General features: G+C 68.6%; 18 protein-coding genes. 5 read left to right on the top strand and 13 right to left on the bottom strand.

Annotated features, from left to right (window positions below):
- Positions 1 to 8: 8 nt before the first annotated feature.
- The 9 genes from AB0J09_RS14455 to AB0J09_RS14415 are packed head-to-tail and all read right to left on the bottom strand — an operon-like array spanning position 9 to position 12,186.
- Positions 9 to 1,442, bottom strand: a complete 1,434-nt coding sequence (locus tag AB0J09_RS14455) for an extracellular solute-binding protein (RefSeq protein ID WP_360689927.1) — start codon at positions 1,440 to 1,442, stop codon at positions 9 to 11.
- A complete protein-coding gene (locus AB0J09_RS14450; protein ID WP_360689925.1) occupies positions 1,439 to 2,620 on the bottom strand; it encodes a sialidase family protein in 1,182 nt (393 codons plus the stop codon). The genes AB0J09_RS14455 and AB0J09_RS14450 overlap by 4 nt, the downstream gene beginning before the upstream one ends.
- Positions 2,617 to 3,657 (bottom strand): sialidase family protein, encoded by a 1,041-nt coding sequence (locus AB0J09_RS14445; RefSeq protein WP_360689923.1) that lies wholly within the window; start codon positions 3,655 to 3,657, stop codon positions 2,617 to 2,619. Before AB0J09_RS14445 ends, AB0J09_RS14450 begins: the two co-directional genes overlap by 4 nt.
- Positions 3,654 to 4,694 (bottom strand): oligopeptide/dipeptide ABC transporter ATP-binding protein, encoded by a 1,041-nt coding sequence (locus AB0J09_RS14440; RefSeq protein ID WP_360689921.1) that lies wholly within the window; start codon positions 4,692 to 4,694, stop codon positions 3,654 to 3,656. The genes AB0J09_RS14445 and AB0J09_RS14440 overlap by 4 nt, the downstream gene beginning before the upstream one ends.
- Positions 4,691 to 5,725 carry an ABC transporter ATP-binding protein gene (locus AB0J09_RS14435; protein ID WP_360689919.1) on the bottom strand — a complete coding sequence of 345 codons (1,035 nt, stop codon included), beginning with the start codon at positions 5,723 to 5,725 and terminating at the stop codon, positions 4,691 to 4,693. Before AB0J09_RS14435 ends, AB0J09_RS14440 begins: the two co-directional genes overlap by 4 nt.
- Positions 5,722 to 6,870, bottom strand: coding sequence for an ABC transporter permease (locus tag AB0J09_RS14430; RefSeq protein ID WP_360689917.1), 1,149 nt, complete (start codon positions 6,868 to 6,870; stop codon positions 5,722 to 5,724). The genes AB0J09_RS14435 and AB0J09_RS14430 overlap by 4 nt, the downstream gene beginning before the upstream one ends.
- A gap of 6 nt (positions 6,871 to 6,876) precedes the next feature.
- Entirely contained in the window at positions 6,877 to 7,875 is a 999-nt protein-coding gene (locus tag AB0J09_RS14425) for an ABC transporter permease (RefSeq protein WP_360689915.1), read from the bottom strand.
- Positions 7,876 to 7,884: 9 nt separating this feature from the next.
- Positions 7,885 to 9,867 carry an ABC transporter substrate-binding protein gene (locus AB0J09_RS14420; protein ID WP_360689913.1) on the bottom strand — a complete coding sequence of 661 codons (1,983 nt, stop codon included), beginning with the start codon at positions 9,865 to 9,867 and terminating at the stop codon, positions 7,885 to 7,887.
- A gap of 15 nt (positions 9,868 to 9,882) precedes the next feature.
- A complete protein-coding gene (locus tag AB0J09_RS14415; RefSeq protein ID WP_360689911.1) occupies positions 9,883 to 12,186 on the bottom strand; it encodes an Ig-like domain-containing protein in 2,304 nt (767 codons plus the stop codon).
- A 224-nt stretch (positions 12,187 to 12,410) separates the two neighbouring features.
- On the opposite strand from AB0J09_RS14415, the gene AB0J09_RS14410 reads away from it, so the two are divergent.
- Positions 12,411 to 12,857 (top strand): hypothetical protein, encoded by a 447-nt coding sequence (locus AB0J09_RS14410; RefSeq protein ID WP_360689909.1) that lies wholly within the window; start codon positions 12,411 to 12,413, stop codon positions 12,855 to 12,857.
- On the opposite strand, the gene AB0J09_RS14405 is transcribed toward AB0J09_RS14410, so the two are convergent.
- From AB0J09_RS14405 to AB0J09_RS14390, 4 genes are all read right to left on the bottom strand, one after another.
- On the bottom strand, positions 12,854 to 13,801 hold the full coding sequence (locus AB0J09_RS14405) for a sugar-binding domain-containing protein (RefSeq protein ID WP_360689908.1): 948 nt from the start codon (positions 13,799 to 13,801) through the stop codon (positions 12,854 to 12,856). The two genes, AB0J09_RS14410 and AB0J09_RS14405, sit on opposite strands and share 4 nt — an antisense overlap.
- A 311-nt stretch (positions 13,802 to 14,112) precedes the next feature.
- Positions 14,113 to 15,021, bottom strand: a complete 909-nt coding sequence (locus tag AB0J09_RS14400; protein WP_360689906.1) for a nucleoside hydrolase — start codon at positions 15,019 to 15,021, stop codon at positions 14,113 to 14,115.
- Positions 15,022 to 15,057: 36 nt separating this feature from the next.
- Positions 15,058 to 16,302 carry a hypothetical protein gene (locus tag AB0J09_RS14395; protein WP_360689904.1) on the bottom strand — a complete coding sequence of 415 codons (1,245 nt, stop codon included), beginning with the start codon at positions 16,300 to 16,302 and terminating at the stop codon, positions 15,058 to 15,060.
- 33 nt (positions 16,303 to 16,335) lie between these two features.
- Positions 16,336 to 17,787 carry a pectinesterase family protein gene (locus tag AB0J09_RS14390; protein WP_360689902.1) on the bottom strand — a complete coding sequence of 484 codons (1,452 nt, stop codon included), beginning with the start codon at positions 17,785 to 17,787 and terminating at the stop codon, positions 16,336 to 16,338.
- Between the two features lie 101 nt (positions 17,788 to 17,888).
- On the opposite strand from AB0J09_RS14390, the gene AB0J09_RS14385 reads away from it, so the two are divergent.
- The 4 genes from AB0J09_RS14385 to AB0J09_RS14370 all read left to right on the top strand — a co-directional run.
- A complete protein-coding gene (locus tag AB0J09_RS14385; protein WP_360689900.1) occupies positions 17,889 to 18,761 on the top strand; it encodes a nucleoside hydrolase in 873 nt (290 codons plus the stop codon).
- A 223-nt stretch (positions 18,762 to 18,984) separates the two neighbouring features.
- Positions 18,985 to 21,339 (top strand): LuxR C-terminal-related transcriptional regulator, encoded by a 2,355-nt coding sequence (locus AB0J09_RS14380; protein ID WP_360689898.1) that lies wholly within the window; start codon positions 18,985 to 18,987, stop codon positions 21,337 to 21,339.
- A gap of 8 nt (positions 21,340 to 21,347) precedes the next feature.
- Entirely contained in the window at positions 21,348 to 22,667 is a 1,320-nt protein-coding gene (locus tag AB0J09_RS14375) for an AAA family ATPase (RefSeq protein WP_360689896.1), read from the top strand.
- A 17-nt stretch (positions 22,668 to 22,684) separates the two neighbouring features.
- On the top strand, positions 22,685 to 23,238 hold a 554-nt coding region (locus AB0J09_RS14370), incomplete at its 3' end, for a hypothetical protein (RefSeq protein WP_360689894.1).

Here is a 23,238-nt window from a genome sequence, read left to right as displayed (position 1 = left end):
TCAAAGGGTCACCAGTCCTTCCCAGCTGTGGCCTGCGCCTTGATGTAGGCGGGGATGCCGTCCTGTTCGGTGACGGTCAGCGACTGCGTGGGGGTCATGCCGTCCCGCAGGACGTGCTGACGGAAGACCTGCCACAGGGGGAGGTCCCAGTACTCGGTGTTCTGGTAGTTCTTCACCGTGGCGTTCTCGCCCCAGTAGACGGCCGAGGTGTCGAGGTTCGCCAGCTCGGGCACGCTCTTGCCGAAGTTCGACACGACGGCGTCGGTCTGCAGCACGGCCTTGACGCCCTGCTTCGACAGCTCCGTCTGGGCCTCCTCCGACACCAGCCACTTCACGGCCTGCAGCGCCTGGTCCTTGTGAGCCGCCGCAGGCGGGATGAACGCGGCCCGGGCGTTCGGCTGGTAGACCGCCTTCGAACCCGTCGTGAGCACCGGCACCGTGGAGACGCCGATGTCGACGCTCTTCGCGTCCTCCTTGAACTGCTCCTCGTCCCCGTCCTCGATGAACAGCTCGCGGCCCGCGTACATGTTCAGCCGGGACAGCGTGTCCACCGCCATGGCGAGGTGGCCCGGCTTGGCCATGTCGCCCTTCATGAAGTCGTTCACGGTGGTGAACTCGTTGCGCGGGATCATCAGGAACCGGTACAGGCTCTCCACCTGCTGCTTCCACCCGTCACCGGTGATGCTCACCTTGACGTCCTCGGGCTTGGGCTCCTCGCTCGTCGTCGGCTGGAACGGGTAGAGCCCGAGCTGGTTGAAGTCGAGGTACTGGTCGGGGTGCTGCATGTAGCCCTTGTAGTGGTCCAGCCCGTCGTCACGCGTCAGCTTCTTGGCCAGCTTGTACGCATCGTCGTACGTCATGCCGGCCTTGGGGTAGGGCACCTTGAACTTGTCGAAGATCTTCTTGTTGTAGAGCAGCACGTGCTCGTCGATGAAGAGCGGCACACCGTAGACGCCGCCGTCGGAGCGCGACTTGACCAGCTCGACGGCCGCCTGGTTCAGCTTGCTCAGGTCGATGCCGGCCTGCTGCAGCGACGGGGTCAGGTCGCCGACCCAGCCCAGCGGCTCGAGGTCGCGGTCGATGCGGGTGCGCGGGTCGTCGATGACGATGTCGGGGGTGACGCCGGCCTTCTTCAGGTCCTCGTAGCGGATCGGGTAGTCCCACGTCGCATACTTGATCTTGACGTCCGGGAACGCGGCGCGCAGCTTGTTGCCGATGACCTCGTCGAAGACCTTGCTCGCCTGCCGGGTGTCGTCGGCGGTGGTGGCCTCGAACGGCTTGTAGTTGGCCGCGAAGATGAACAGCTCGTCGTCGCAGACGCTGAACGGCTTGTTGTACTTGTTCGGCACGTCCTTGCAGGCGGCCGCCGACGCGTTGGAGGGGACGGCGGTGACGGTCAGAGCGAGTGCGAGCAGCGCGAGCCCGCGGACCTGCTTGTTCATTCGGTCTCCCCCTTGGTAGGTGCGTAGCTGCACTGGCGCACGACATTGCGGCGCACGCCGTTCTTGAATTCGGTGATCGTGTGCTCGGGCCAGTTGGACAGCAGGCCCACGGAGTCGCGGAGATATTGCTCGTTGAACACGACGTGCCGGATGTTGTTGCGGTTGTAGGAATAGACCATGTGGATGAAGCCGTCGCTGCTCTGCGTCATCACCGGGTAGGTGAACTGCGGGCCCGACTGGGCCTCGACGTCGACCGAGTTCTCCCAGGTCCGGCCCTTGTCCGGGGACAGCGACAGCCGCATGGGCGAGCGGTGCTGGACCCAGGGGTTGTAGGCCAGCACCAGCTTGCCGTCGTCCAGCTTGAGCGCGGCGATCCGCGAGTTCGGGTTCCCGATGGGCTCGGCCACGGGAGCGCTCCAGGTGCGGGCGAAGTCGGTGGACTGGCTCTGGTAGATCGCGCCGTCGCCGGTGCGCATGTACGCCACGAGCTTGCCCGGCTCCACCTCCACGACCGTCGGCTGGATCGAGCCCTTCGGCGTGCGGATCCAGCTCGTGTGCTCCTCCGGGTACGCCTTCCACGTGCTCATGTCCTGGCTGAACACGTAGAAGGCCGAGCTCGACCCGGCCTCGTCGTAGATCGGCAGCAGCACCTCGCCGTTCGACATGCGGATCGGGTTGGTGCCGACCATCCACCCCCACTCCTTGCGGATGTAGGTCGGATCGCTCCAGGTGTGGCCGCCGTCGTCCGAGGTGATCAGCCGGATCGGGGCCTGTTCCCAGCCGTGCCCCTCGATCGTCACGAAGAACAGGTAGAGGCGCTTGCCGTCCGACCACAGCACGGGGTTGCCGTCGGCCTTGCCCGGCTCGTCGAACACCACCTCGGGCGCGGACCAGGTCTTCTTGCCCACCGCCAGGCGCGACAGGTAGAGCGCCTGGTTGGGCGCCCCCTCGGAGGTGCCGCCGTAGTAGACGGTCAGGATGTCGCCCGTCGGCGCCTGCGCGATCGCGGCGGCGTGCACCTTCGGGACGTTCGGGTCGGGGGCGGCCACGTCCTGGCGGCAGGCGTAGGAGCCGGTGGGCTCCACCCGCACCTCGCCGCCGCCGTCGTCGGTGAAGTACGACGGGACGGCCACGGCTGCCGCCATCGCGCCGTACAAAATGCTCTGCCTGAATCTCATGGCTGGCCAATCTCCAGGTATTTGATGGTTTTCCGCAGGTAGGAAAAGGCGACGTGGAGGCGCCCGCCGCCGCCGTCAATGACGCTCGGGTAGGAGTAGCCGAGCTCGTTCTGCCAGTACTCGGGGTCGGCGTCCTGCAGCACCTGCCGGTACGGCCAGCAGGCGCCGCCGTCCTCCGACACCGCGAGGACCAGCGGGGTGCGCAGCGCCTTCTTGCGCGGCTGCCCGTTCTTGGTCACCCATCTGAACTGGTCGCGCTCCAGGCTCGCGTCGTTGTAGACGAGCGCGAGCCTTCCATCCACCCTCGTGAGCTGGACGGAGGAGTCGTTGTTCGGCAGGTCGGTCCGCTCGGGGGCGGACCAGGTCCGGCCGTCGGCGGAGGCCGAGGCGTGGATGCGGCCCGCCCTCCGGTCCCTGAACAGCGCGAGGAGCCCGCCGTCAGGGCGTTCTGCGATGGTCATCTGCACCAGCTCGCGGCTGCCGGGGACCTCGTGCTCGTCCCACGTCCGCCCGCCGTCCGCGCTGATCTTGACGACGCTGCGGTCGCCGGATTTCCCGCAGTGGTAGGCGGGCAGCAGCCAGGCGCCGCCGTCCAGGATGAGCGGCGGGTGCCGGACGAACGTCCCGGGCTCGGCGAAGAGCACGCGGGGCTCGCTCCACGTGCGTCCCGCGTCCGCGGAGGTCCTGGCCACGACGTGCGCGGTCGTCTGGTCGTACGGCTCGCTGGAGGTGTGCAGCAGCCAGACCAGCCCGTCACCCTCGAACAGCACCGGGTTCTGCTCACTGCGTTCGGGGTCGGCGGCGACGATCCGGGGTGGCTCCCAGCGGTCGCCGGTCAGCCGCGACAGCACGACGTTCGTGCCGGGATGGCCCTCCTGGGGGCCGCTGAACCACGTGCACAGCAGCTCGCCGTCGCGCGTGCGCAGCAGATTGGCGGCGTGGTTGTCGGGGCCGTGAGGCGCGGGCAGCAGCGCCTCGCGCGCGTTCGGCAGGACGGCGGACGGGCGGACGATGCCGTCGAAACGTGGGTCCGTCATGCGGTCACCTCGCGTACATCCGGGTCGGGCACACCGCGCAGCTCCAGCTCCTCCGCGAAGTGGCAGGCCACCCGGCGGCCCCCGACCTCGCGCAGCGGCGGCGCGTCCGTACGGCAGGTGTCCTTGGCGTACACGCAGCGCGGATGGAACGGGCACCCCGGCGGCACGTGCGCCGGGTCGGCGATGTCGCCCAGCAGCTTGATCCGTTCCCGGTGCCGCTTGGCCGCCGGGTCGGGGTCGGGCACCGCCGACAGCAGCGCCTCGGTGTACGGGTGCCGCGGCCGGGCGTACAGCTCCTCCGTGGGGCCCTGCTCGACGACCTTGCCCAGGTACATGACCGCGACGACGTCCGCGACGTGCTCGATGATGCCCAGGTCGTGGCTGACGAACAGGTAGGCCAGGCCCGACTCCTCCTGCAGGTCCGTCAGCAGGTTCAGGATCTGGGCGCGGACCGACACGTCCAGCGCGCTCACCGCCTCGTCTGCCACCACCAGCCGGGGCGACAGGGCCAGCGCCCGCGCGATCCCGACCCGCTGACGTTCGCCGCCGCTGAAGGCGTGCGGGTAGCGGTTGGCGTACTCGGGGCGCAGGCCCACCCGGTCGAGCAGCTCGCCGACCCGCTGGTGGATCTCCTCTTTCGTGCCGTACCCGTGCGCGCGCATCGGCTCGCCGATGATCTCGCGCAGGGTCTTGCGTGGGTTGAGCGAGGAGTGCGGGTCCTGGAAGATCATCCGTACCTGCGCCCGGTACGGCTTGAGCTCCTTCTCCTTCAGCCCGGCCACGTCGATCACCGAGCCGTCCGGCTGCCGGTAGAGCATGCGCCCGCCGGTCGGGTCGTGCGCCCGCACGATGCAGCGGCCGAGCGTGGTCTTGCCGCAGCCGGACTCCCCGACCAGGCCGAGCGTGCTGCCCGCCGCGATGGTCAGGTCCACCTCGTCCACGGCCTTCACCGCACCCACCTGGCGGCCCAGCAGCCCGCTGCGGATCGGGAAGTGCTTGGTCAGCCCCTCGACGCTGAGGAGAAGTTCGGTGCTCACGCTTCCTCCTCGTAGAGCAGGCAGGTGACCTCGCGGTCGCCCACCGGAACCCGGCGCGGCGGCACCGTGTCGCACTTCCCGGCCATGACGGCGTCGCAGCGGGGGTGGAACGTGCATCCGTCCGGGCGGTTGAACGGCGGCGGCACCATGCCCTTGATCGCCGTCAGCCGGGTGCGCGAAGCCCGCCCGAGCCGGGGCATCGAGCGCAGCAGCGCCTTCGAGTACGGATGCCGGGGCGCGGCCAGCACCTGCTCGGCCGCCCCGTACTCGACGACCCGGCCCAGGTACATGACCGCCATGCTGTCGGCCACCTGCGCGGCCACCCCCAGGTCGTGCGTGATCAGCATGATCGCCATGCCGAACTCCGCCTGCAGGTCGCGCAGCAGCTCCAGGATCTGCGCCTGGGTGGTCACGTCCAGCGCGGTCGTCGGCTCGTCGGCGATGAGCAGGCTCGGCCGGCACGACAACGCCATCGCGATCATCGCCCGCTGCCGCATCCCGCCGCTGAGCTCGAACGGGTACGCGTCCACCCGGCGCTGCGGCATGGGGATGCCGACCCGGTCGAGCATCTCGATCGCGCGCTGCCGGGCGGCGGCCTTGCCGACGTTCTCGTGCAGCCGGACCGCCTCGACGATCTGGCTGCCGATCGTGTGCACCAGGCTCAGCGACGCCATCGGCTCCTGGAAGACCATCGCGATGTCCCGCCACCTGATCTGCCGCAGCAGCTTGCGGTCCGCGCCGACCAGCTCGACGGGGCCGCCCTCGCGGTGCAGGGTGATCCGCCCGCCTTCGATGTGGCCCGGCGGGTCCACCAGGCGCAGGATCGAGCGCGCCATGACGCTCTTCCCGCAGCCGGACTCGCCGACGATGGCCAGCGTCTCGCCCTTGCGCACCCGCAGGTCCACGCCGTCCACGGCGCACACCACGCCGTCGTCCAGCAGGAAGTGGGTACGCAGGTCCTCGATCTCAAGCAGCACGTCGTCTGCGGCCACGCCGAGCCCCCCTGTTGCTGTGCTGATGGTCGCGCTCACTGTCGCCCTCCGCGGTTACGCCAGAAGGGCTTCTTTCTCCGGGCTCGGCTCGCCGCTCCGTACGGATCGGCGGCGTCACGCAAGCCGTCACCGAAGAAATTCATCGCCACCACGACCACGACCACCGCGACGCCCGGCGCGAGCAGCCAGGGCGCGTTCGCGACCACGCGGACGTTCTGGGCGCCCTCGAGCAGCACGCCCCAGCTCACCGCGGGCGCCTGCAGGCCGAGCCCGAGGAAGCTCAGGCTCGTCTCGCCGAGGATCATGCCCGGGATGGCCAGCGACAGCGACGCGATGATGTGGCTGGCGAACGACGGGATCATGTGCCGGAAGATGATCGACAGCCGGCCCACGCCGTCCAGCCGGGCGGCCATGACGAAGTCCTCCTCGCGCAGCGACAGGAACCGCCCGCGCACGTCTCTCGCCAGCCCGGTCCACCCGATCAGCGAAAGGATCACCGTGATCGCGAAATACCTGGTCAGCGGCCCCCAGTCGGTCGGGAGCGCGGCCGAGAGCGCCATCCACAGCGGCAGCGTCGGGATCGCGATGAGGAACTCGATCACCCGCTGCACCGTGTTGTCCACGCCGCCGCCGAAATATCCGGATATACCGCCTATGAGCATGCCGAGTAAGAAGCTCGCCGCCACGCCGACCAGGCCGATCGACAACGACACCCGGGCCCCGTGGATGAGCCTGGACAGCAGGTCGCGCCCGTTCTGGTCGGAGCCCAGCAGGAAGACCGGCTCGCCCTTGGTGACCGGGCCGATGAGGTGGATGTCCGACGGGATCAGGCCGAACAGCTTGTACTCGTCGCCGTGCACGATCAGCCCGACGTCGGTCCGCTTGCCGGGGTCCTCGGTGTAGCGCTGCTCGTACGTCTTGGGGTCGCGCTCGGTCCGGTAACCCTGCACGTACAGGCCGAGGTCACCCGAGTAGCGCAGCACCTGCGGCGGTGCGTACGTCATGGACGTGTTCGCGGTCGAGCTGGACATCGGCCCGAAGAATTCCGCGAAGATCGCCACGAAGTACACCGGCACCAGGATGGCCATGCCGGCCAGCGCGAGCCGGTGCTTGCGGAACTGCCGCCACATCAGCCGCCACTGCGGCAGCGTTCCCACTTCTTTGGTCGGTCGCCTGAGGAACATGCGGCGCTACTCTCTCTTGTACCGTTTGCGGATTCGCGGATCCCACCACGCCAGCGCCAGGTCGCTCAGCAGGGTCCCGATCACGGTCAGCGTGCTGAGGATCATGATGAAGCTGCCGACCAGGTACATGTCCTGGTTCATGACGCCGCGCAGCAGCAGCGGGCCGCCGGTCGGCAGGCTCATGACCACCGACACGATCGTCTCCCCGCCGATCAGGCCGGGCAGCAGCCAGCCGACCGTGCTGAAGAACGGGCTGAGCGACATCCGCACCGGGTACTTCAGGAGCAGCTTCCACTCAGGCAGGCCCTTGGCCCTGGCGGTGTGCACGTAGGGCCGGTAGAGCTCGTCCAGCAGGTTCGCCCGAGTGACCCGGATCATGCCCGCGGTGCCCGACACGCCGATCACCACGATCGGCACCCACAGGTGGCTCAGCAGGTCGAGGACCTTGCCCAGGTTCCAGGACGCGTCCTGGAACTCGGGGGAGAACAGGCCGCCCACGCTCTGGCCGAAGTAGCGTAAGCCCACGTACATGAGGACCAGCGCCAGCATGAACTCCGGGACCGCCATGCCGATGAACCCGAAGAAGCTCGCCGTGTAGTCGCCCCACGAGTACTGCTTGACCGCGCTGTAGATGCCGATCGGGAACGCGATCGCCCAGACCATGAGCAGCGAGCTGATCGACAACACCGCCGACAGGGCGATCCGCTCGCCGATGAGCGTGGAGACCGCCTGGTTCCAGGCAAACGATTGACCAAAGTCGCCGTGGAAGATGATCGCCGTGATCCAGCCCCAGTACTGCACCACGAGCGGCTGGTCCAGGCCGTACCGGTGCCTGAGGTTGGCGATCTCCGCCGGGGGGATGTTCTCGCCGCCCGACTGCGCGTTCGCGACGAGCGTCGAGACGTAGTCGCCCGGCGGCAGGTTGATGATGACGAACGTGACGATCGAGATCGCACAGAGCGTCACCACCACGTACACCAGGCGGCGGCCCAAGTAACCAAGCACGTCGGCCCCTCAGAGGGAGTACTGCTCGGGCTGGGTCGGCCCGGGTGTGATCTGGGCGCTGGCCATCGAGTCGGGCACGTTCTTGAAGCTGTTCGACACGATGCCGTACTCGTCCGGGTACGTGCTGATGCCGATCGCGTAGAACTGCTGCGACGCTATCTCCACGACCTTCTTGGCGGACTCGATCGCCTTGGTGGAGTCGTACTCGGTGCGCATCGCGGTGAACGCCTCGAGCTGGTCGCGGACCTCCTTGGGCGGCTCGTCGCCGGACTTGCCGTTGCTGCTGTACCACTGCGCCCAGCGGATGCCGTAGCGCGCGCTGCCGTTGTTGCTCGGCACGTAGTAGTGGTCGCCGCCGGTGCCCGTGATGATGTCGAAGTCGCTGCAGGTGTACGTCGAGGCCTGCGGCTGGTTCGCCATCGAGCGCTCGGTGAACAGCGTGTCCGCGACCGGGTCCACCCGGAGCCCGACCCCGACCGCCTCCCAGCCCTTCTTCACGAACTCCAGCGCCGCGGTGTGGTGCGGGAACTCGGTGCTGGCCATGATCGTGACGACCAGCGGCTTGCCGTCGGGGCCCAGGCGCTTGCCGTCGGCGTCCTTCTTGGTCAGCCCGGCCTTGTCCAGGTGCTCGTTCGCCTTCGCGGCGTCGAACTCGGTGTACTGCTTGGCGAACGTCTCGTTGTAGACCACGTTGCGCTTGGACGGGGCACCCTGCCACGGCTCGCCCTGGCCCGCGTACACGCCGTCGATGATCTCCTTGCGGTTGATCGCGTACGACAGCCCGATCCTGAAGTCCTTGTTCCTGAACAGCTCGCGCAGGCCGTCGTCCGCGATCGTCTGGTTGAACTGGATGATCATCGTGTTGCTCAGCCGGCTCGCCACGTCGAACAGCCGGTACTTGCCCTTGGCCGCGTTCTGCGCCACCAGCGGCTTGTTCTCCGGCGTGTTGAAGTTACGCAGCTGCATGCCGAGCTCGCCGTTCATGATCTTCAGCAGCTCGACCTGGACGTCGTTGAGGATCTCCGCCCTGAACCGGTCGATGTACGGGAGCTGGCGACCCTGCTGGTCGACCTTCCAGTAGTACGGGTTGCGCTCGGCCACCAGCGCCGTCCCCTTGCCGATCGCGTTGCTCACCTTCCAGGCGTGCAGAGTGGGCTGGTCGGCGTTGTGCCAGAAGTCCTGCTTCTGCATGAACAGCTGTGTCCAGTCCTCGAGCTGCGCCTCCTTCGCCACCTCGTCGGCGTCCGGGTTGTACTTCTTGTGGAACTGCTTGAGGTAGTGCTTGGGCAGCAGGAACCCGTTCGCACCTGGCCGCTCGAACGTCGCCACGGCGATCTGGAACAGGAAGCCCGCCTTGGGCTCCTTGTAGACGTACCGGACGGTCCGCTCGTCCACCTTCTCGACCTTCACCCGTTCGGTGGTGCTGCCGTTCTCCAGGTAGAGGTCGTAGATGCCGGTGGTGTGCAGGTCGTGGTAGGCCGCCACGTCCTCGAAGGCGAACATCATGTCGTCGGCGGTGCACGGCTGGCCGTCCGACCACTTGAGGCCCTCGCGGAGGCGGAAGACGTACTCCCGGCCGTCGTCCTTGACCTCGAACTCGGCCACGTTGGGCACGATGTCGTCGGGGCCCTTCTGGCCGTTCGTGCCGGGCTTGAGCCTGACGAGCGGCTCGTACCCGAGGGTGCTGGTCAGCCAGTCGATGTCGTCCTCGCCGACGATGGCCGAGGCCCAGGTGCCGCCGTACTTGCCCGCTTCCTTCAGCGGCGTGACGACGAGGGGGTTCTTCGGCAGGCGCTGCTCGAGCGGCGGCAGCTTGCCGCTCTTGACCAGCTGGGCCAGCGCGGGGGCCTCCTTGGCTGACAGGTCGGCGGCCTGCGCGGCGCCGCCCGTGTCGGGGCTGGTGTCGAAGAAGCTGCATCCGGTGGCGGTCGTCAGGAGGAGAAGGCCTCCGCCGCGGAGCAGGTTCCTCCTCGTCAACGGTTCGTGTGTCATTGGGGTGCTCCCGTTCTAACGATTGACCTTCACCTGGCTGAACGTGGCCGAGGTGTAGGCGTGTACGGCGTTCGCCTCCTGGTTCCCGTCGACCGCGAGGCCGATGTAGAACCGGCCGGTCCGCATGGAGATGCGCTCGTAGCCGATGCGCGTCCAGTTCAGCGTGTCCGTGGAGATGAAGGCCTCGAACTCGTTGTCGCCGCCGGTCACCAGACTGCGGCAGACCAGGCGGAGCCAGTACTGCTTGCCCTTGTCGAGGGGCTTGTCCGCGAGGGCCGGATAGAGCCCGACGCTGGCCTGCGTGCCGTGGTCGGCAACCCTGATGGCCTTGGCGCGCTTGCCGTCCTCCGACCAGCCGAGCGCGGCCAGCATGAACGGCGAGTTCGGCGCGAGGTCCTGGCGCACCATCAGGCCGGCGACGGCCTCGACGTGTTCCCTGCTGATCTCGTCGATCCGGGCGCTGATCTCGATGACCTCGCCGCGCTTGCTGAACCCGACGGCCTGGTAGGCGAAGTGGAAGGAGTCCTTCCACCCGGCGATCTTCCCCGAGCCCTTGACCGTGATCGCGCCGTCTTCTTTCAGCGCGGTGTGCCCGGGGATGGGCACGTCGCCGATGTCCTGGGCCTTCCAGGGGGCGGTGCCGCCGGCCTGGTTGACGTGGATGGGCACCAGCGACGAGGCTGTCGCGGACCCGGTGCTGTCGGTGGCCCTGGCGGTCAGGTAATACGACCCGTCCTCCACGCCCGCCCAGGTCACCTGATACGGCGCCGAGGTGGCCTCGCCGATCTTCTGGTCGCTGTGGAAGAACTCGACCTTGGCGATGGAGGCCTGGTCGAGGGCCTTCGCGCTCGCCTGCACGGTCACGTTCTGGCCGGCCTTGACCACCTGGTCCGTCGTGGGCTGCGTGATCGCGACCTCGGGGTTGCGGCTGCCGGTCCGCTGGATGGAGTTCAGGTACCGCTCGAGGTTGGTGTAGCCGCTGGAGTCCACGGCGTTGCGGTCGTCGGCGCTCTCGGGGTTCAGCCCCTGCGCGCGCTCCCAGTCGTCCGGTATGCCGTCGTGGTCGCTGTCGGCGGGCGCCGGGTCGGAGGCCAGCGGCACGAAACCGCCGACGTCCTTCTGGGAGTTGATGTGCCGGCCGGTGCCGGTGCGCACCTCGTTGATCAGCCGGGCGTCGATGGCGTCCCGTCGGGGTAATATCGCGCCGACCTGGTCGAGCACGGTCGCGTACGCCTCGGCGGGCGTCTGCGCGGTGATGCCGTTCTCGAACTCCACGGGCTTGGGCAGCAGCGTGATGCCGCCGACCGGGTAGGTGATGCCACGCGTGTTGTCGGCGGTCACGTCGGGGTGGCCCTCGATCTCGTTGCCGCTGACGTGCCACTGCCCGAACCGGCCCGGCGCCACGATCTCCCGGGCGATCGGGGGCAGCGTGTTGGGGCCCGGCTTGTAGTAGTTGCCGATCATGTTGACGCCGTTCGACCACTCACCGCCGTAGCACGACGTGATCCCGTGGTTGTAGATCACGTTGTTGCGGTGGTCGACCACCATGTTCATGCCTTCGGTGAAGCTGAACCGGGGGTTGCGGGCGTTCTGGTGGACCAACAGGTTGTGGTGGTACGTGATGGTGTCGCCGCCCCACAGGCCGCCCATGCCGTGGCGTCCCTTGTCGTGCACCGAGTTGGTCAGGCCCTCGGAGATGATGCACCACTGGACGGTCACGTTCGTGTTGCCGTACACGGAGAAGCACTCGTCCACGCCCCAGCTGAAGGAGCAGTGGTCGATGATGATGTCCCGCACGTCGCGGGCGCCGAACGTGTCGATGGGGGTGCCCAGCTCGTCGCCGCCGCGGAAGCGCAGGTAGCGGATGATGATGTTGTCGCCCTTGATCTGCGTCTCGTTGCCGGTGACGCAGATGCCGTGGCCGGGGGCGGTCTGACCGGCGATGGTCAGGTTGGAGCCGGTGATGTCGAGGCCGCCCTTGATCTTGATGTTCCCGGAGACCCGGAAGACCACCGTCCCGTCGGACTTCGCCACCGCCTCCCGCAGCGACCCGGGCCCCGAGTCGTCGAGTGTGGTCACCTCGTACACGGCGCCGCCGCGTCCGCCGGTGGTGTACATCCCGGCGCCCTCGGCTCCGGGAAAGGCGGGCACTGCCTTTGCCGAGGCGGCCTGGACGCTCTGGGCGGGGGTGACCTCCGCGGCGGCTGTGCCGGACATGTCGCCCCACGCCACGGCGGGTGTGACCAGCGCCGCGGAGCGCACGAAATCCCGGCGACTGAATTCTGATTGCTGGCGATCGAAGCCAAGAGCCTCGGTCATGGGAAACGCTCTCTTTCCGCCCGAATAGACAGGGCTGTGCCGTCCTTCGGCACGACTCCGGACCACGCTGTCGCTAGGTGAGAATTTTTATTCAGCCATGAATGGAGTGGATTCATCACATCGTGAACGACACTGTTGTGACTGTCAAGAGCGCTTTCCAACGCAGCCAGAGAATGAGGTAAACCACCCCCTCCCTGGCGCCCTGAAGCCTGTTAGGGCCGGGGTTGTCGGCGAAGGTGCTGTTCGGTGGGGTCGCTCGTTCGACCTGTGCGCGTTCGGGGTGGCAAGTCGATCTTTCCGAGTCCGCCCGCCGCAAGCTGAAACGGCGGGCCAAGCGGGAACGCCGTTTCGCCGCCAACACCAACCATGTGATCGCCAACGAGATCGTGGCCGATGCGCAGCGCACCGGACGCGGGATCGCCGTCGAAGAACTGGCGGGGATCCGCGACCGGGTACGGCTTTGGCCATCCCAGCGGGCCACGCTCTCGACTCGTTGCGGGTCGTGCGGGTTCGCTGGACCGGCCGATCACATCGCCGCGCTCAACGTCTCCCGGCGGGCGAGCGCGGTATGGGCATTCGTCAACATGCCCAACGAGTTCGTGCCAGCGGGCTCAGTGCGCCCCGAGCCGGTCAGCCAGCCCGGACCGCGAGGCGCAAGCCCAGGGCTTTAGTCCTGGGTCGTTGACTCCTTGAGGAGTTGTTCAGCCACGCCCACATCCGTGATGAGCGTGTTCACCCAACCCCCGCGAAGCGCAGCCCGGATCGCCGCGGTCTTCCGGCGTCCCCCCGCGATGGCGATCCGCCGGGGCACCCGGAGCAGGTCGGCGGCCGGGATGCCCAGGATGCGTTCCTCCAGAGGCGAGTCGACCAGCCGCCCCTCGGCGTCGAAGAAGCGCAGGCACACGTCGCCCACCGCCCCCAACCCCCGCAGCGTCTCGAAGTCCTCCTCCGTGATGGCGTTGCCGCTGTCACGCAGCAACGGCGACGGATCCAGGCTCCCGATCCCCACGAGTACGGTGGTCAGCCGCGACCAGGCGTCCACCACCTGGCGTACCACTTGGTCGTCCGACAGCGCCTGAAGGGCCATCGCCGAGCCGACGAGGCCGGGTGCGGGCAGGAAGACGGGTTCGGCGCCGGTGAGGTCGGCCAGGTGGGCGGCCAGGCGGGTGGCCTGGACCTGGGCGGACCCCTTGCCCACCCCGCCGATGAGCTGGACGACCTCCTCCGCCACGCGCACCGGCCGGCGCTGCATGGCCTCCACCGTGGCCAGCAGGCTGGCGCTCCAGGAGGAGATGCCGAGGTGCTCGCCGCCGATCAGGGTCGCGTCGAGGTACGTCGCCCCGGCCGAGCCCAGCGCGGCCACCACGTCGTGGTTGTCGCCGGCGGCGTCCACGACGATGATCTGCTCCACGCCGTACTTGCGCTCGAGGTCCTCCTCCAGCAGCGCGTGCACACCGCTGGGCACCACGACCACCGTGCGTACGATGCCGATCTCCGCGGCCTCCTTGAGCAGCCGCGACACCCGAGGCTGCGAGATGCGCAGCTGCGCGGCGATCTGCGGCTGGCGCACCCCGTGCTCGTGGTAGAGCCGGGCGACCCGCACCAGGAGCCGCATACGCTCCGACTCCTGGCTGAGCCGGCGACCGCTGAACCTCAAGGGCTCGCTGCCAGAGCGGCCCTTCTCGAACTGACTCTCAGCTCCCACGATCGCTGGCCTCCGATTCGGCTCCGCCGCTTCTGCTGGTCCGGTGGCGAGCCCGGGCCACTGCTGAGTGCCATTTTGCTAGCGCGCGGCGACGCTCGCACGATGATAGGCCGGGTGCGCAGGGCCGGCTCTGTCGTGGCAGCCCGGACAGCTCCCGGCGGGACCATACACCTGTCGGCAGACTCATGTGACATCGCCCCCTTCCGGCATTGACGCCTCCTTCACGGCCCCGCCTGGCGTCCGGAGAAGGCCCGCAGTTTCGCGAAAAAGTCCTCGTGGATGAACCGGGCGTCGATCGAGTCATAGGTGCGGATCGGCCGGTTCGCGATGGAGAAGTCGTGGGATCCGTCGTGGCGGAAGTTCGGCGCCGGCCGCTCCACCCACGTCCCGCAGTCGGGGTGGAGCATCAGCCCGATCGCGGGGGAGTCGCCCAGCACGCGGAACTCGATCGACCCGCCGTGGTGCCGCTCGTTCCATTCGACGAGCTGGCGCACGAGGTATTCGCCGATCTCGCCGCAGGGCGCGACCTTCGCGTCGAGCTCGGCGTATCCGACGGCCGTCATCCGGTACGTCGGCGCCGGGATCTGCCAGACCCGCAGAGCCGAGGAGAACACGATGTTGGCCGCCACGATGTCGTTGGACAGGTTGAACTCGGGTCTGGCTGGCGAGCCGCCGCGGCCGTCGTACCCGCCGCCGCCGATCCAGATGACGGTCACGTCCCGCTCGGCGATGCGCGGCTCGATGAGCAGGGCCGCGGCCATGTCGGTCAGCGGGCCGAGGAAGGCCACGTAGAGCGGCTCGGGCACCTCGCGCATGGCCTCCTCGACGATCAGCTCCGCGCCTGGCGAACGGACCGGCGTGCCCACGTCGGGCAGCGCGTACGGCGCGCCGTCCTCGACCCTGACCGTGCCGTCGAGCTTCATCAGCCGCAGCAGCAGGTCGATTTCCGCCCGGCTTTCCTCCAGGCTCGACCGGGTGCGGCGGTTACCGAAATGCGCGGCGACCAGTCCGCGAATGTCGAGGCTCGGTGAAAGCAGCGCGTGCACGATGGCGAATTGGTCGTCCGCCTCGTTTTTGGCGTCGCTGTTGACGATCACCCTGCGCCGGTGGGAAAAGGTCCTACTCGTCATTGCATATCCATTCAAGTATGCATCTATATTCCGATATTATGTTGTGACATTTGTCGTGTCAAGATCCCAGAGGATGACGGACAGCGCGTACGGTGAAATGGTGTGGTCGTCGTGCGTCGCGTCTTCCAGCAGGTCCCACCGCCCCTGCTCGGGCCGCCCGCCGGCGAGCAGCGTGACCCGGTCGCGCACCGGAGCCTGGTAGACGCGGTGCCCGACCCCGTTGAAGCAGCACTCGTCGAACCGGTTGAGTATCTGCAGCTGCCCGCGCCCCGGCCCGACGGAAGCCAGCACGTACATGTCGAGATAGTCGTCAGCGGTGGCGGACGCGTAGAAGCCGGGCAGCGCGTCCTTGGTCTGTTCGAAGTCGCCGGTCGTGGGGCGCGGCTTGGGAGAGGCGGGACGCAGGAAGAACGGCAGCGACCCCGCCGTGGGGTAGCTGCGGGTGACGCGCGGGTCGAGCGCCGAGAACACCGTCGTCGTCCAGCCGCCGCCCGACAGGCCGATCATCTCCACGGTTTTGGGCTGGTACGTGGCCTGCGCGTAGTTGAGCGAGACCGTGAGCGGCTCCAGGAAGAAGGTCAACGTCGAGAACTCGGCGCTCTCCCAGGGTGGCAGCTCGCGGTGGGAGGGGTTGGGCAGGAGCTTCGCCGGGTCGGCGGGGTCGGCGATCTGCTGCTGGTTCCAGTGCTGGAACGGCATCGCGTACGCCATCACCCGGTAGCCGCGGTCGAGCAGGGGCTGGACGGTGCGGAGCATGGTGTCGAACGGCTCGCCGTGCCCGTTGTGGTAGAGCGCCAGGCGCCGGTTCCAGGCGCGGTGCGGGACGATGTCGTACACCTTGGCGGAGACCTGGTAGCGCAAGGGGACCGTCAGGCGGTCGATCCTGCGTACCCCGGTCAGTGAGGCGAAGTCGGGTACGGTCACGCCGGTCTCGACCGTGGGCAGCGTCTTGGGCTGACCCGCGTCCTTCCAGATGTAGTCGATCATGGCCTTGCGCTTGGCGGCGATGTCGGCGGCGGAGTTGATGCCGATCAGCGGCTCGATGTCCACGCCTGCCACGGCGGCGGGCAGGGTCTTGTACTCGGGTCCGAACTTGGCCGCGATCTCCTGGTTGACCGGCGCCACCGGCCGCGGCGCCCCCTTGCTTCCCTGCGCGCCCGCTCTTTCGCCGGGGCCATTCGCCGCCGCGGCGGGACCCGCTGTGGAAACCGCGACGGCCGCCGCGCCGATGCCGCCCAGCACCCCGCCCAGCATGGTGCGCCTGCTCGCTAACCTGTCCATTCCGTTCCCTTCACAACGTCAACTTCCGTGATCTCAACGCCGCCCCGGCTCGGGATCCCATCCGCCGAGGACGAATGAGGGGTCGCTCCACTGCTTCGCCTCGGCCGCCGTCAGCTGGCGTGAGCAGGCCAGCCGCTGCGACGTGTCGATCGCGCGACCGGTGGTCAGGTCGGTGCTGCCGTACTCCCAGAAGGACGCGGCCTGCGCCTGCGCGCAGTCGTTCGGGTCGATCGCCCAGCCGGCGGGGGCGATGTGGCCGTCCATCCTGGTGTCGATGAAGACCGCCTGGCTGTGCGTGAACCGCCACACGGCGCTGCGGCTCAGCACCACCGAGCCGTCGGGCACGCCGGCGGCCCGCGTCAGCTTGGTGCGGACGAACACCGCTCCCGGCCGCGTCTCGTCGTTCCGGCTCTGGGAGATGTAACCGGCGTCCGTGGACTCCAGCACCGAGTCCTGGATGAACACCGTGCCGGTGCCCCACACGAAGTCGGTGTCGCCGCTGATCCGGCTGCCGGTGACGAAGCCCTTGCCCTGAAGGCGCAGCGTGTCCTGGTGGCTGCGCAGGTCCACGCGCTCGAGCGCGATCCGCTCGTTGTTGCCCCTGAACGCCTCGGCCTGCGAGCCGCCGTCGGGTGTCGTGTTGTGCAGCGTGAGGTCCTGGATCCGGAAGTCGGACGCGTCCACCCCGAACATCGACCGCCAGCAGTTGTGCAGGTCCGAGGTCTCCAGCACGCGGCGCGGGCACACATCCGCCGGGCCGCCGTTGCTCAGCGCCTTGTCGCCGTTGCGCAGGTCGTTGTTGGCGTACTGGATCACGGTCCGCCCGGCGCCGGCGCCGCGCACGGTGATGTGCGGGCGGTCCTCGCGTACGTAGACGATCTCGGTGTAGACGCCGGGCCGCACGTCGATGGTCACGGGCTCCTGGTTGCCGTTCGGAACGGCGTCGATGGCGCCCTGCACGGTGCAGAATTCACCGGTCCCGTTTCCGGAAACCGTCAGATGCCGGCCCTGAGCCCCTCGCTTCCGGGTTTTGAACTCCCACGTACCAGGCTCCCGCACTCCGTCGAACCCCGTGAACACGCCCGGTTCGACGGTGACGTAGTACTCCTGCCCGTACTCGAGCTGCCGGTGCAGGTAGATGCCGGCCGTGTTGCCATCGATCATGATCGATTCGTACGAGAAGTCGTGCGGCAGCCCCCCGTCCGAGAGCGCGGCGCCGATGTTCTTCTTGTCGGCCTTGGCCGCGGCGGCCTCGACGCGATCGACCAGCGTGCCGTCGGCACGGCGCACCTCGATCGCGCCGGACGAGCCGAGCGTGGGAGGCACCGGGAAGGTGATCTTCAAGGGCGCGTCGACACAGGTCCCCCTCGCCTGACCGGGCACCGAGAACCGGACCTCCGATCCCGGGGAAGCAGTGGCCGGGGTGATGGGGGATAAGGCGAGCGCCGTCGCGATGAGCGCCGTGATCGTGGCCTTCACACTCACCTCTCGAGGAGCGAATGGATATTGGAGATTGAATATATATGTAGACGCCTTCACGGGGCCGGTCAAGAGGAGATGAGGGATTGTCGGTGCGCGGAGTCAACATGAATACTTCGACCATGCGCGTCATCTTCGACACCGACATCGGCACCGACGTCGACGACGCGCTGGCGCTCGCCGTCCTGCTCGGGTCGCCGGAGGTGGACCTGGTCGGCTGCACCACCGTCTACGGTGACACGCTGCTGCGGGCGCGCCTGGCCAAGCGGCTGGCAGGCCTCGCGGACCGGTCCCTGACCGTCGTCCCGGGGGCCGGCAAGACGCTGACGGACCGCCCAGTCTGGTGGGCGGGCCACGAAGGCAGGCTCTTCACGGACCTGGACACGGAGCCGGTGGACCAGGGGGATGCGACGGCGTACCTGGTGGATCAGGTGAGCCGCGCGCCCGGCCAGGTGGACGTGGTGGCGGTCGGGCCCCTCACCGACATCGCCCACGCGATCACGGCCTCCCCGTCCTTCGCCCGGGACGTACGGCACCTCTGGATCATGGGAGGCCGCTTCGACGGTCCCGAGCCTGAGCACAACCTGAAGAGCGACCCGGAGGCGGCGGCCATCGTCTTCGGCTCCGGAGCGCCGATCACGGTCACCGGGCTGGAGATCACCACCACGGTCCGGATGGACGCCGCGGACGTGGCCGCCATCGCGGGGGCCGGGGCGCTGGGGGAGGCCCTGAAGGCGGAGATCGAGCAGTGGTGGCGGTTCTGGAACGAGCAGTGGAACAGCCCGCACGACCCGATCACGGTGCTGACGATGCTGGTGCCCGGCCTGTTCGGGTTCAGCCCGGAGGGGCGGGTGACGGTGGGGGTGGACGGCTCCAGCACGTTCACGCCCGGGGGCGGCCGGACGCGCATCACCACCTCGGGCTCGCCGGAGCTCATCGCCCGGGAGATCGTCCGCCGCATCGTGGCCGCCGCCGCGTGAACACGACGGCCCGGACGGACGCCGGGCAAGCCGTCGGCAAAATCTGTTTCATGTGCGAGACCGGTGTTGCCATGGGTTGCCAATGATTCGGTACGCGAGGCCGATTTGCCGCGATGACCAGGCATAGTGTCCGGGAGGTAGCGCCCGCCATGGGCATAAGTTAGTTACATCGGCTCATGTCGGCGATGGTGACCGACTTTGCTCGAGCCGATGCGAGGCATCGATGACCATTGTCACACCGCGCACCTCGGCGCAAACGTACGCCAGCGGGCTGCCCGCTGAGGTGACCAGTTTCATCGGGCGGCAGCACGAAGTGGCGACAGTCAAGCGTCTGCTGTCCGACGCCCGCATGGTGACCCTCACCGGGCCCGGCGGCGTGGGCAAGACCCGGCTGGCCCTGCGCGTAGCAGCTCACCTGCGGCGGGCGTTCCCGGACGGGGTCTGGCTGGTCGAGCTCGCCGAACTGGACAACCCGGCATTGCTGCCTCAGGCTGTGGTCGCCGCACTGAAGATTCAGGATCACTCCGCCCAGCCGCCCATGCAGGTGCTCACCGAGCACCTGCGCGAGCAGCGGACGCTGGTCGTCCTGGACAATTGCGAGCACGTTCTCGACGAGTCCGCCGTGATGGCCCAGACGCTGCTGTGCTCCGCCCCGGAGCTGCGCATCCTGGCCACCAGCCGGCAGCCACTGGGAATCACCAGCGAGCAGATGTTCGCGGTGCCGACGCTGCCGCTGCCAAGCCGCGAATTCCCGCACGGCACGCCGTCCCCCATGGCCGACGCGGTGCGGCTCTTCGCCGACCGGGCCGCGGCCGTCAGGCCCGGCTTCACCGTCACGGACGAGAACCGGGACATCGTCGAGCGGATCTGCCGCCGCCTGGACGGACTGCCACTCGGCATCGAGCTCGCCGTCGTGCCACTGCGCGCGCTCTCGGTTCACCAATTGCTCGACCGGCTGGACGATCTCTTCCGGCTGCTCAGCGCGGGATCGAGCACCACCGCGTCTCGCCACCGGACGCTCCGCGCCCTGATCGACTGGAGTCACGGGCTCTGCACCGAGCTGGAGCGCCTGCTGTGGGCACGCCTCTCAGTCTTCACCGGCAGCCTGGATCTGGAGGCGGCCGAAGCGGTCTGCGCCGGGGACGGCATCGCCCGCGATGAGATCATCGACCTGGTGATCGGCCTGGTGGAGAAGTCCGTCCTGATCCGGGAGGACCATCGGTACGGAGTGCGATACCGGCTGCTGGACACGATCCGGCAGTACGGGCGTGAGCGGCTCGTGGCCTCCGGGCAGGAGGAGGAGCTGAAACGCCGGTACCGCGACTACTACCGGCAGCTCTCGCACGAGGCGCAGGCGCAGCTGTTCGGCCCGGCGCAGGTCAAGCTGCTGACCCGGCTGCGCGTCGAGCATCCCAACCTGCGCACCGCCCTGGAATACTGCCACGCCGAGCACGCCGGGCTCTGCCTAGACATGGCGAGCGACCTGCTCTACCACTGGATCACCAGCAGCCACCTGAGCGAAGGGCGCAACTGGCTCGAACAGGGACTCGCGCACCCTATCGGCCGTTCCGAGGTCAGGGCCAGGGCGTTGTGGGCATGCGGCCGGCTCGCCATCATTCAGGGCGATGAGGCCTCGGCCATCGGGTTGCTGGCCGAGAGCAGAACGCTCGGCGAGAAACTCAGGCTGGAACCGGTGCTCGGCTACGTCGCGCTCTACTCCGGAATGGTCGCCATGCACCAGGGAGACACCGCATCGGCTGTCAGATCCTTCGAGGAGGCGGTGACCCATCATCGCGCCGGCGGTGACCCCGCGGGCGAAGTCCAGGCGCTGACCTGGCTCTCCCTCGCGCACTCGTTCCTCGGCGACTCGGAACGCGCCGTCGCCGCCGCCGAGGAGAGCATCGCCATCTGCGACGCTCATGGCGAGAGCTGGCACAGGGCGTACACGATGACGACGCTCGGCATCGAGCTCTGGCGCCAGGGCGACACGCGGCGCGGGACCGCCTTGGAGCAGGAGAGCCTGCGCGTCTTCCACGCGCTGGACGACTTGGTCGGAGTCGGGGTCACGATCGAGGTGCTGGCCTGGATCGCCGCCTCACAAGAGGAGTACGCGAGGACCGGCGAGCTGCTGGGCATCCTGCGCAACGTCTGGGAGGCGATCGGCGCGCCACTACTGGGATTCGGCCATCTCATCCGATATCACGACGAATGCGAGATCCGTACGCGTCGTGTCCTCGGCGAGCAGGCCTTCCGGACAGCCGTCAAGCGAGGCGCCAGGCGCTCGCCTGGCGAGGTGCTCGCTTACGCCCTCATGGAGGAAGCGCCGTCCCCTGGCCGATCCGGTGAGGCGAGCCACGGCTCGCCGCTCACTCCACGGGAGATGGAGATCGCCGGGCTCATCGCCCGAGGCATGAAGAACAAGGAGATCGCGGCGGCGTTGGTGATCGCTCAGCGCACCGTCGAAGGCCACGCCGAGCACATCCTGCGCAAACTCGGCTTCACCTCCAGGACCCAGATCGTCGGCTGGGTCGCCGAGCAGGCCCGCCTCACTGGCGAGGGGCCTCGCGGGGACGAGTGAGCATGCCCGTGAAAGACACGCTCCGGAACGGCGCGGCCGCCGAACAGCCAGTGGCGGACCGGCAGCAGACCGACGCTCCCGCTTTCATCGGACGACGCCACGAGATCTCCCTGGTCAGGCGGATCCTGGCCAAGACCCGCCTGCTGACCTTGACCGGCGCGGGCGGGGTCGGCAAGACGCGGCTGGCGCAACGTGTCGGCGAGATCGTGCCGCACAGGTACCGCGACGGAGTCCGGCTGGTGGAGCTGGCCACCATCGACGACGAGGACCTGCTGGCCCCAGCCGTGGCCGCCTCGCTGGGAATCCGTGACACCACACCGGACCTCGTGGCCCTGCTGATAGAGCATCTGGCGGACAAACAGCTGCTGCTGGTGCTGGACAACTGCGAGCATCTGCGCGGCGCGTGCGCTCGACTGGTGCACCGGCTCCTGCGCGGCACCTCGCGCCTGCAGATCCTGGCCACCAGCCGCCAGTCGCTCGGGGTGTACGGGGAGCAGGTGCTGCCTGTGCCGTCACTGCCGATCCCGCAGCCCGGCGACAGTACCCACGACATCGCTCGGAGCGACGCCGTACGCCTCTTCGCGAAGCGGGCGGCGACGATCCGTCCGGGCTTCCTCATCGACGCGGCCAATGCCCAGGCGGTCGCTCGGCTGGCCCGGCGCCTGGACGGTATTCCGCTGGCCATCGAGCTGGCGGCGGTACGGCTGCGTACGACATCGGTGGAAGATCTCGTGAACGAGCTCGACGAGCGCCTGGAAGTAGCCGCCGAGGTCGGCCCCGGCACGCCGGCACGCCACCAGACCCTGCGGGCGACCATGGAGTGGAGCTTCGGGCTGTGCTCGTCCGGCGAGCGACGGCTGTGGGAGCGGTTGTCGATGTTCCCAGGGGGTGTGGATCTGGAGACCGCGGAGGCCGTCTGCCCCGGACAGGGTCTGGCACGCGAGGACGTGCTGGATCTGATGGCCGGGCTCGGGACAAGTCCATCCTGTGCGGAGCGGAGCAGCGCGGCACTGGAGTCCGCTGCCGCATGCTGGAGACCGTCCGCGCGTACGGCCGCGAACAGCTGCCCACCGCGGACGCGGAGGCGCTGCGCGAGCGCTACATCGATCACTATCGCCGGCTGGCGGCGCGACTGCGCGTGGACCAGGTGGATCCCGGCCAGATCGATAACCTCCGGACGTTCAAGCCTGAGCTTCCCAACGTGCGGGTCGCTCTCGATCTCTGCTTCAGCCGGCCAGAGGACGCCCCCGCCGGCTTGGAGATCGCCTCTGCGCTGTGGGCCAACTGGCTCGTCGCGGGTGCTCTCAGTGAGGGCCGGCACTGGCTGAGACGCGGCCTCACGCTCGTGCCCGGACCGAGCCTCACCAGGGTGATGGGCTTGTGGGCCGACGGTGTGCTCGCCCACTACCAGGGCGATCCGGTGGCGGCAGCCGACACGCGGGAGTGCTCGGCGCTCGCCCGGCAGCTGAAGGACGACGCGGCGCTCGCGTTCGCCGTCCAGCTATCCGGCGTTTCGGCGTTGTCCGAGGGCGACGCGGAGGGCGGGCTCGCGCTCCTGGAGGAGGCCCTCACCCGTCACTGGGCGAGAGGCGACGTCCACGCTGTGGGGGTCACCCTGTACATGGCCGCCCTCTTCTCCGCCACCATGAGCCCGGACCGGGCCGCCGCGTACGGTGAGGACCTCGTGAGGTTGTGTGAGGAGCGCAACGCGTCGCTCTTCCGCGCGTACGGACTGTTCGCGGTCGCCATGGCCTGCTGGGAGCAGGGCGACTGCCAGCGGACCGAGGCCAGGATGCGGGAGGTGGCCGCCGTCTGGAGCGCCGCCGACGACCGGTGGGGCCTCCCCCAGTGCCTGGAGATGCTGGCGTGGACGGCTGGCGCACGCGGCCCGCTCGAGCC

The organism is Nonomuraea sp. NPDC049784, from assembly GCF_040659615.1.
Taxonomy (GTDB): domain Bacteria; phylum Actinomycetota; class Actinomycetes; order Streptosporangiales; family Streptosporangiaceae; genus Nonomuraea.
Note: the sequence above shows the minus strand (reverse complement) of the source record. Positions and strands in the feature narration are given on the sequence as shown.

Excerpts from the sequence above, each read along its gene's own strand:
- AB0J09_RS14455 (WP_360689927.1), bottom strand. The coding sequence starts at position 1,442 with ATGAACAAGCAGGTCCGCGGGCTCGCGCTGCTCGCACTCGCTCTGACC.
- AB0J09_RS14450 (WP_360689925.1), bottom strand. The coding sequence starts at position 2,620 with ATGAGATTCAGGCAGAGCATTTTGTACGGCGCGATGGCGGCAGCCGTG.
- AB0J09_RS14445 (WP_360689923.1), bottom strand. The coding sequence starts at position 3,657 with ATGACGGACCCACGTTTCGACGGCATCGTCCGCCCGTCCGCCGTCCTG.
- AB0J09_RS14430 (WP_360689917.1), bottom strand. The coding sequence starts at position 6,870 with ATGTTCCTCAGGCGACCGACCAAAGAAGTGGGAACGCTGCCGCAGTGG.
- AB0J09_RS14420 (WP_360689913.1), bottom strand. The coding sequence starts at position 9,867 with ATGACACACGAACCGTTGACGAGGAGGAACCTGCTCCGCGGCGGAGGC.
- AB0J09_RS14415 (WP_360689911.1), bottom strand. The coding sequence starts at position 12,186 with ATGACCGAGGCTCTTGGCTTCGATCGCCAGCAATCAGAATTCAGTCGC.
- AB0J09_RS14405 (WP_360689908.1), bottom strand. The coding sequence starts at position 13,801 with ATGCGGCTCCTGGTGCGGGTCGCCCGGCTCTACCACGAGCACGGGGTG.
- AB0J09_RS14400 (WP_360689906.1), bottom strand. The coding sequence starts at position 15,021 with ATGACGAGTAGGACCTTTTCCCACCGGCGCAGGGTGATCGTCAACAGC.
- AB0J09_RS14395 (WP_360689904.1), bottom strand. The coding sequence starts at position 16,302 with ATGGACAGGTTAGCGAGCAGGCGCACCATGCTGGGCGGGGTGCTGGGC.
- AB0J09_RS14385 (WP_360689900.1), top strand. The coding sequence starts at position 17,889 with ATGAATACTTCGACCATGCGCGTCATCTTCGACACCGACATCGGCACC.
- AB0J09_RS14380 (WP_360689898.1), top strand. The coding sequence starts at position 18,985 with ATGACCATTGTCACACCGCGCACCTCGGCGCAAACGTACGCCAGCGGG.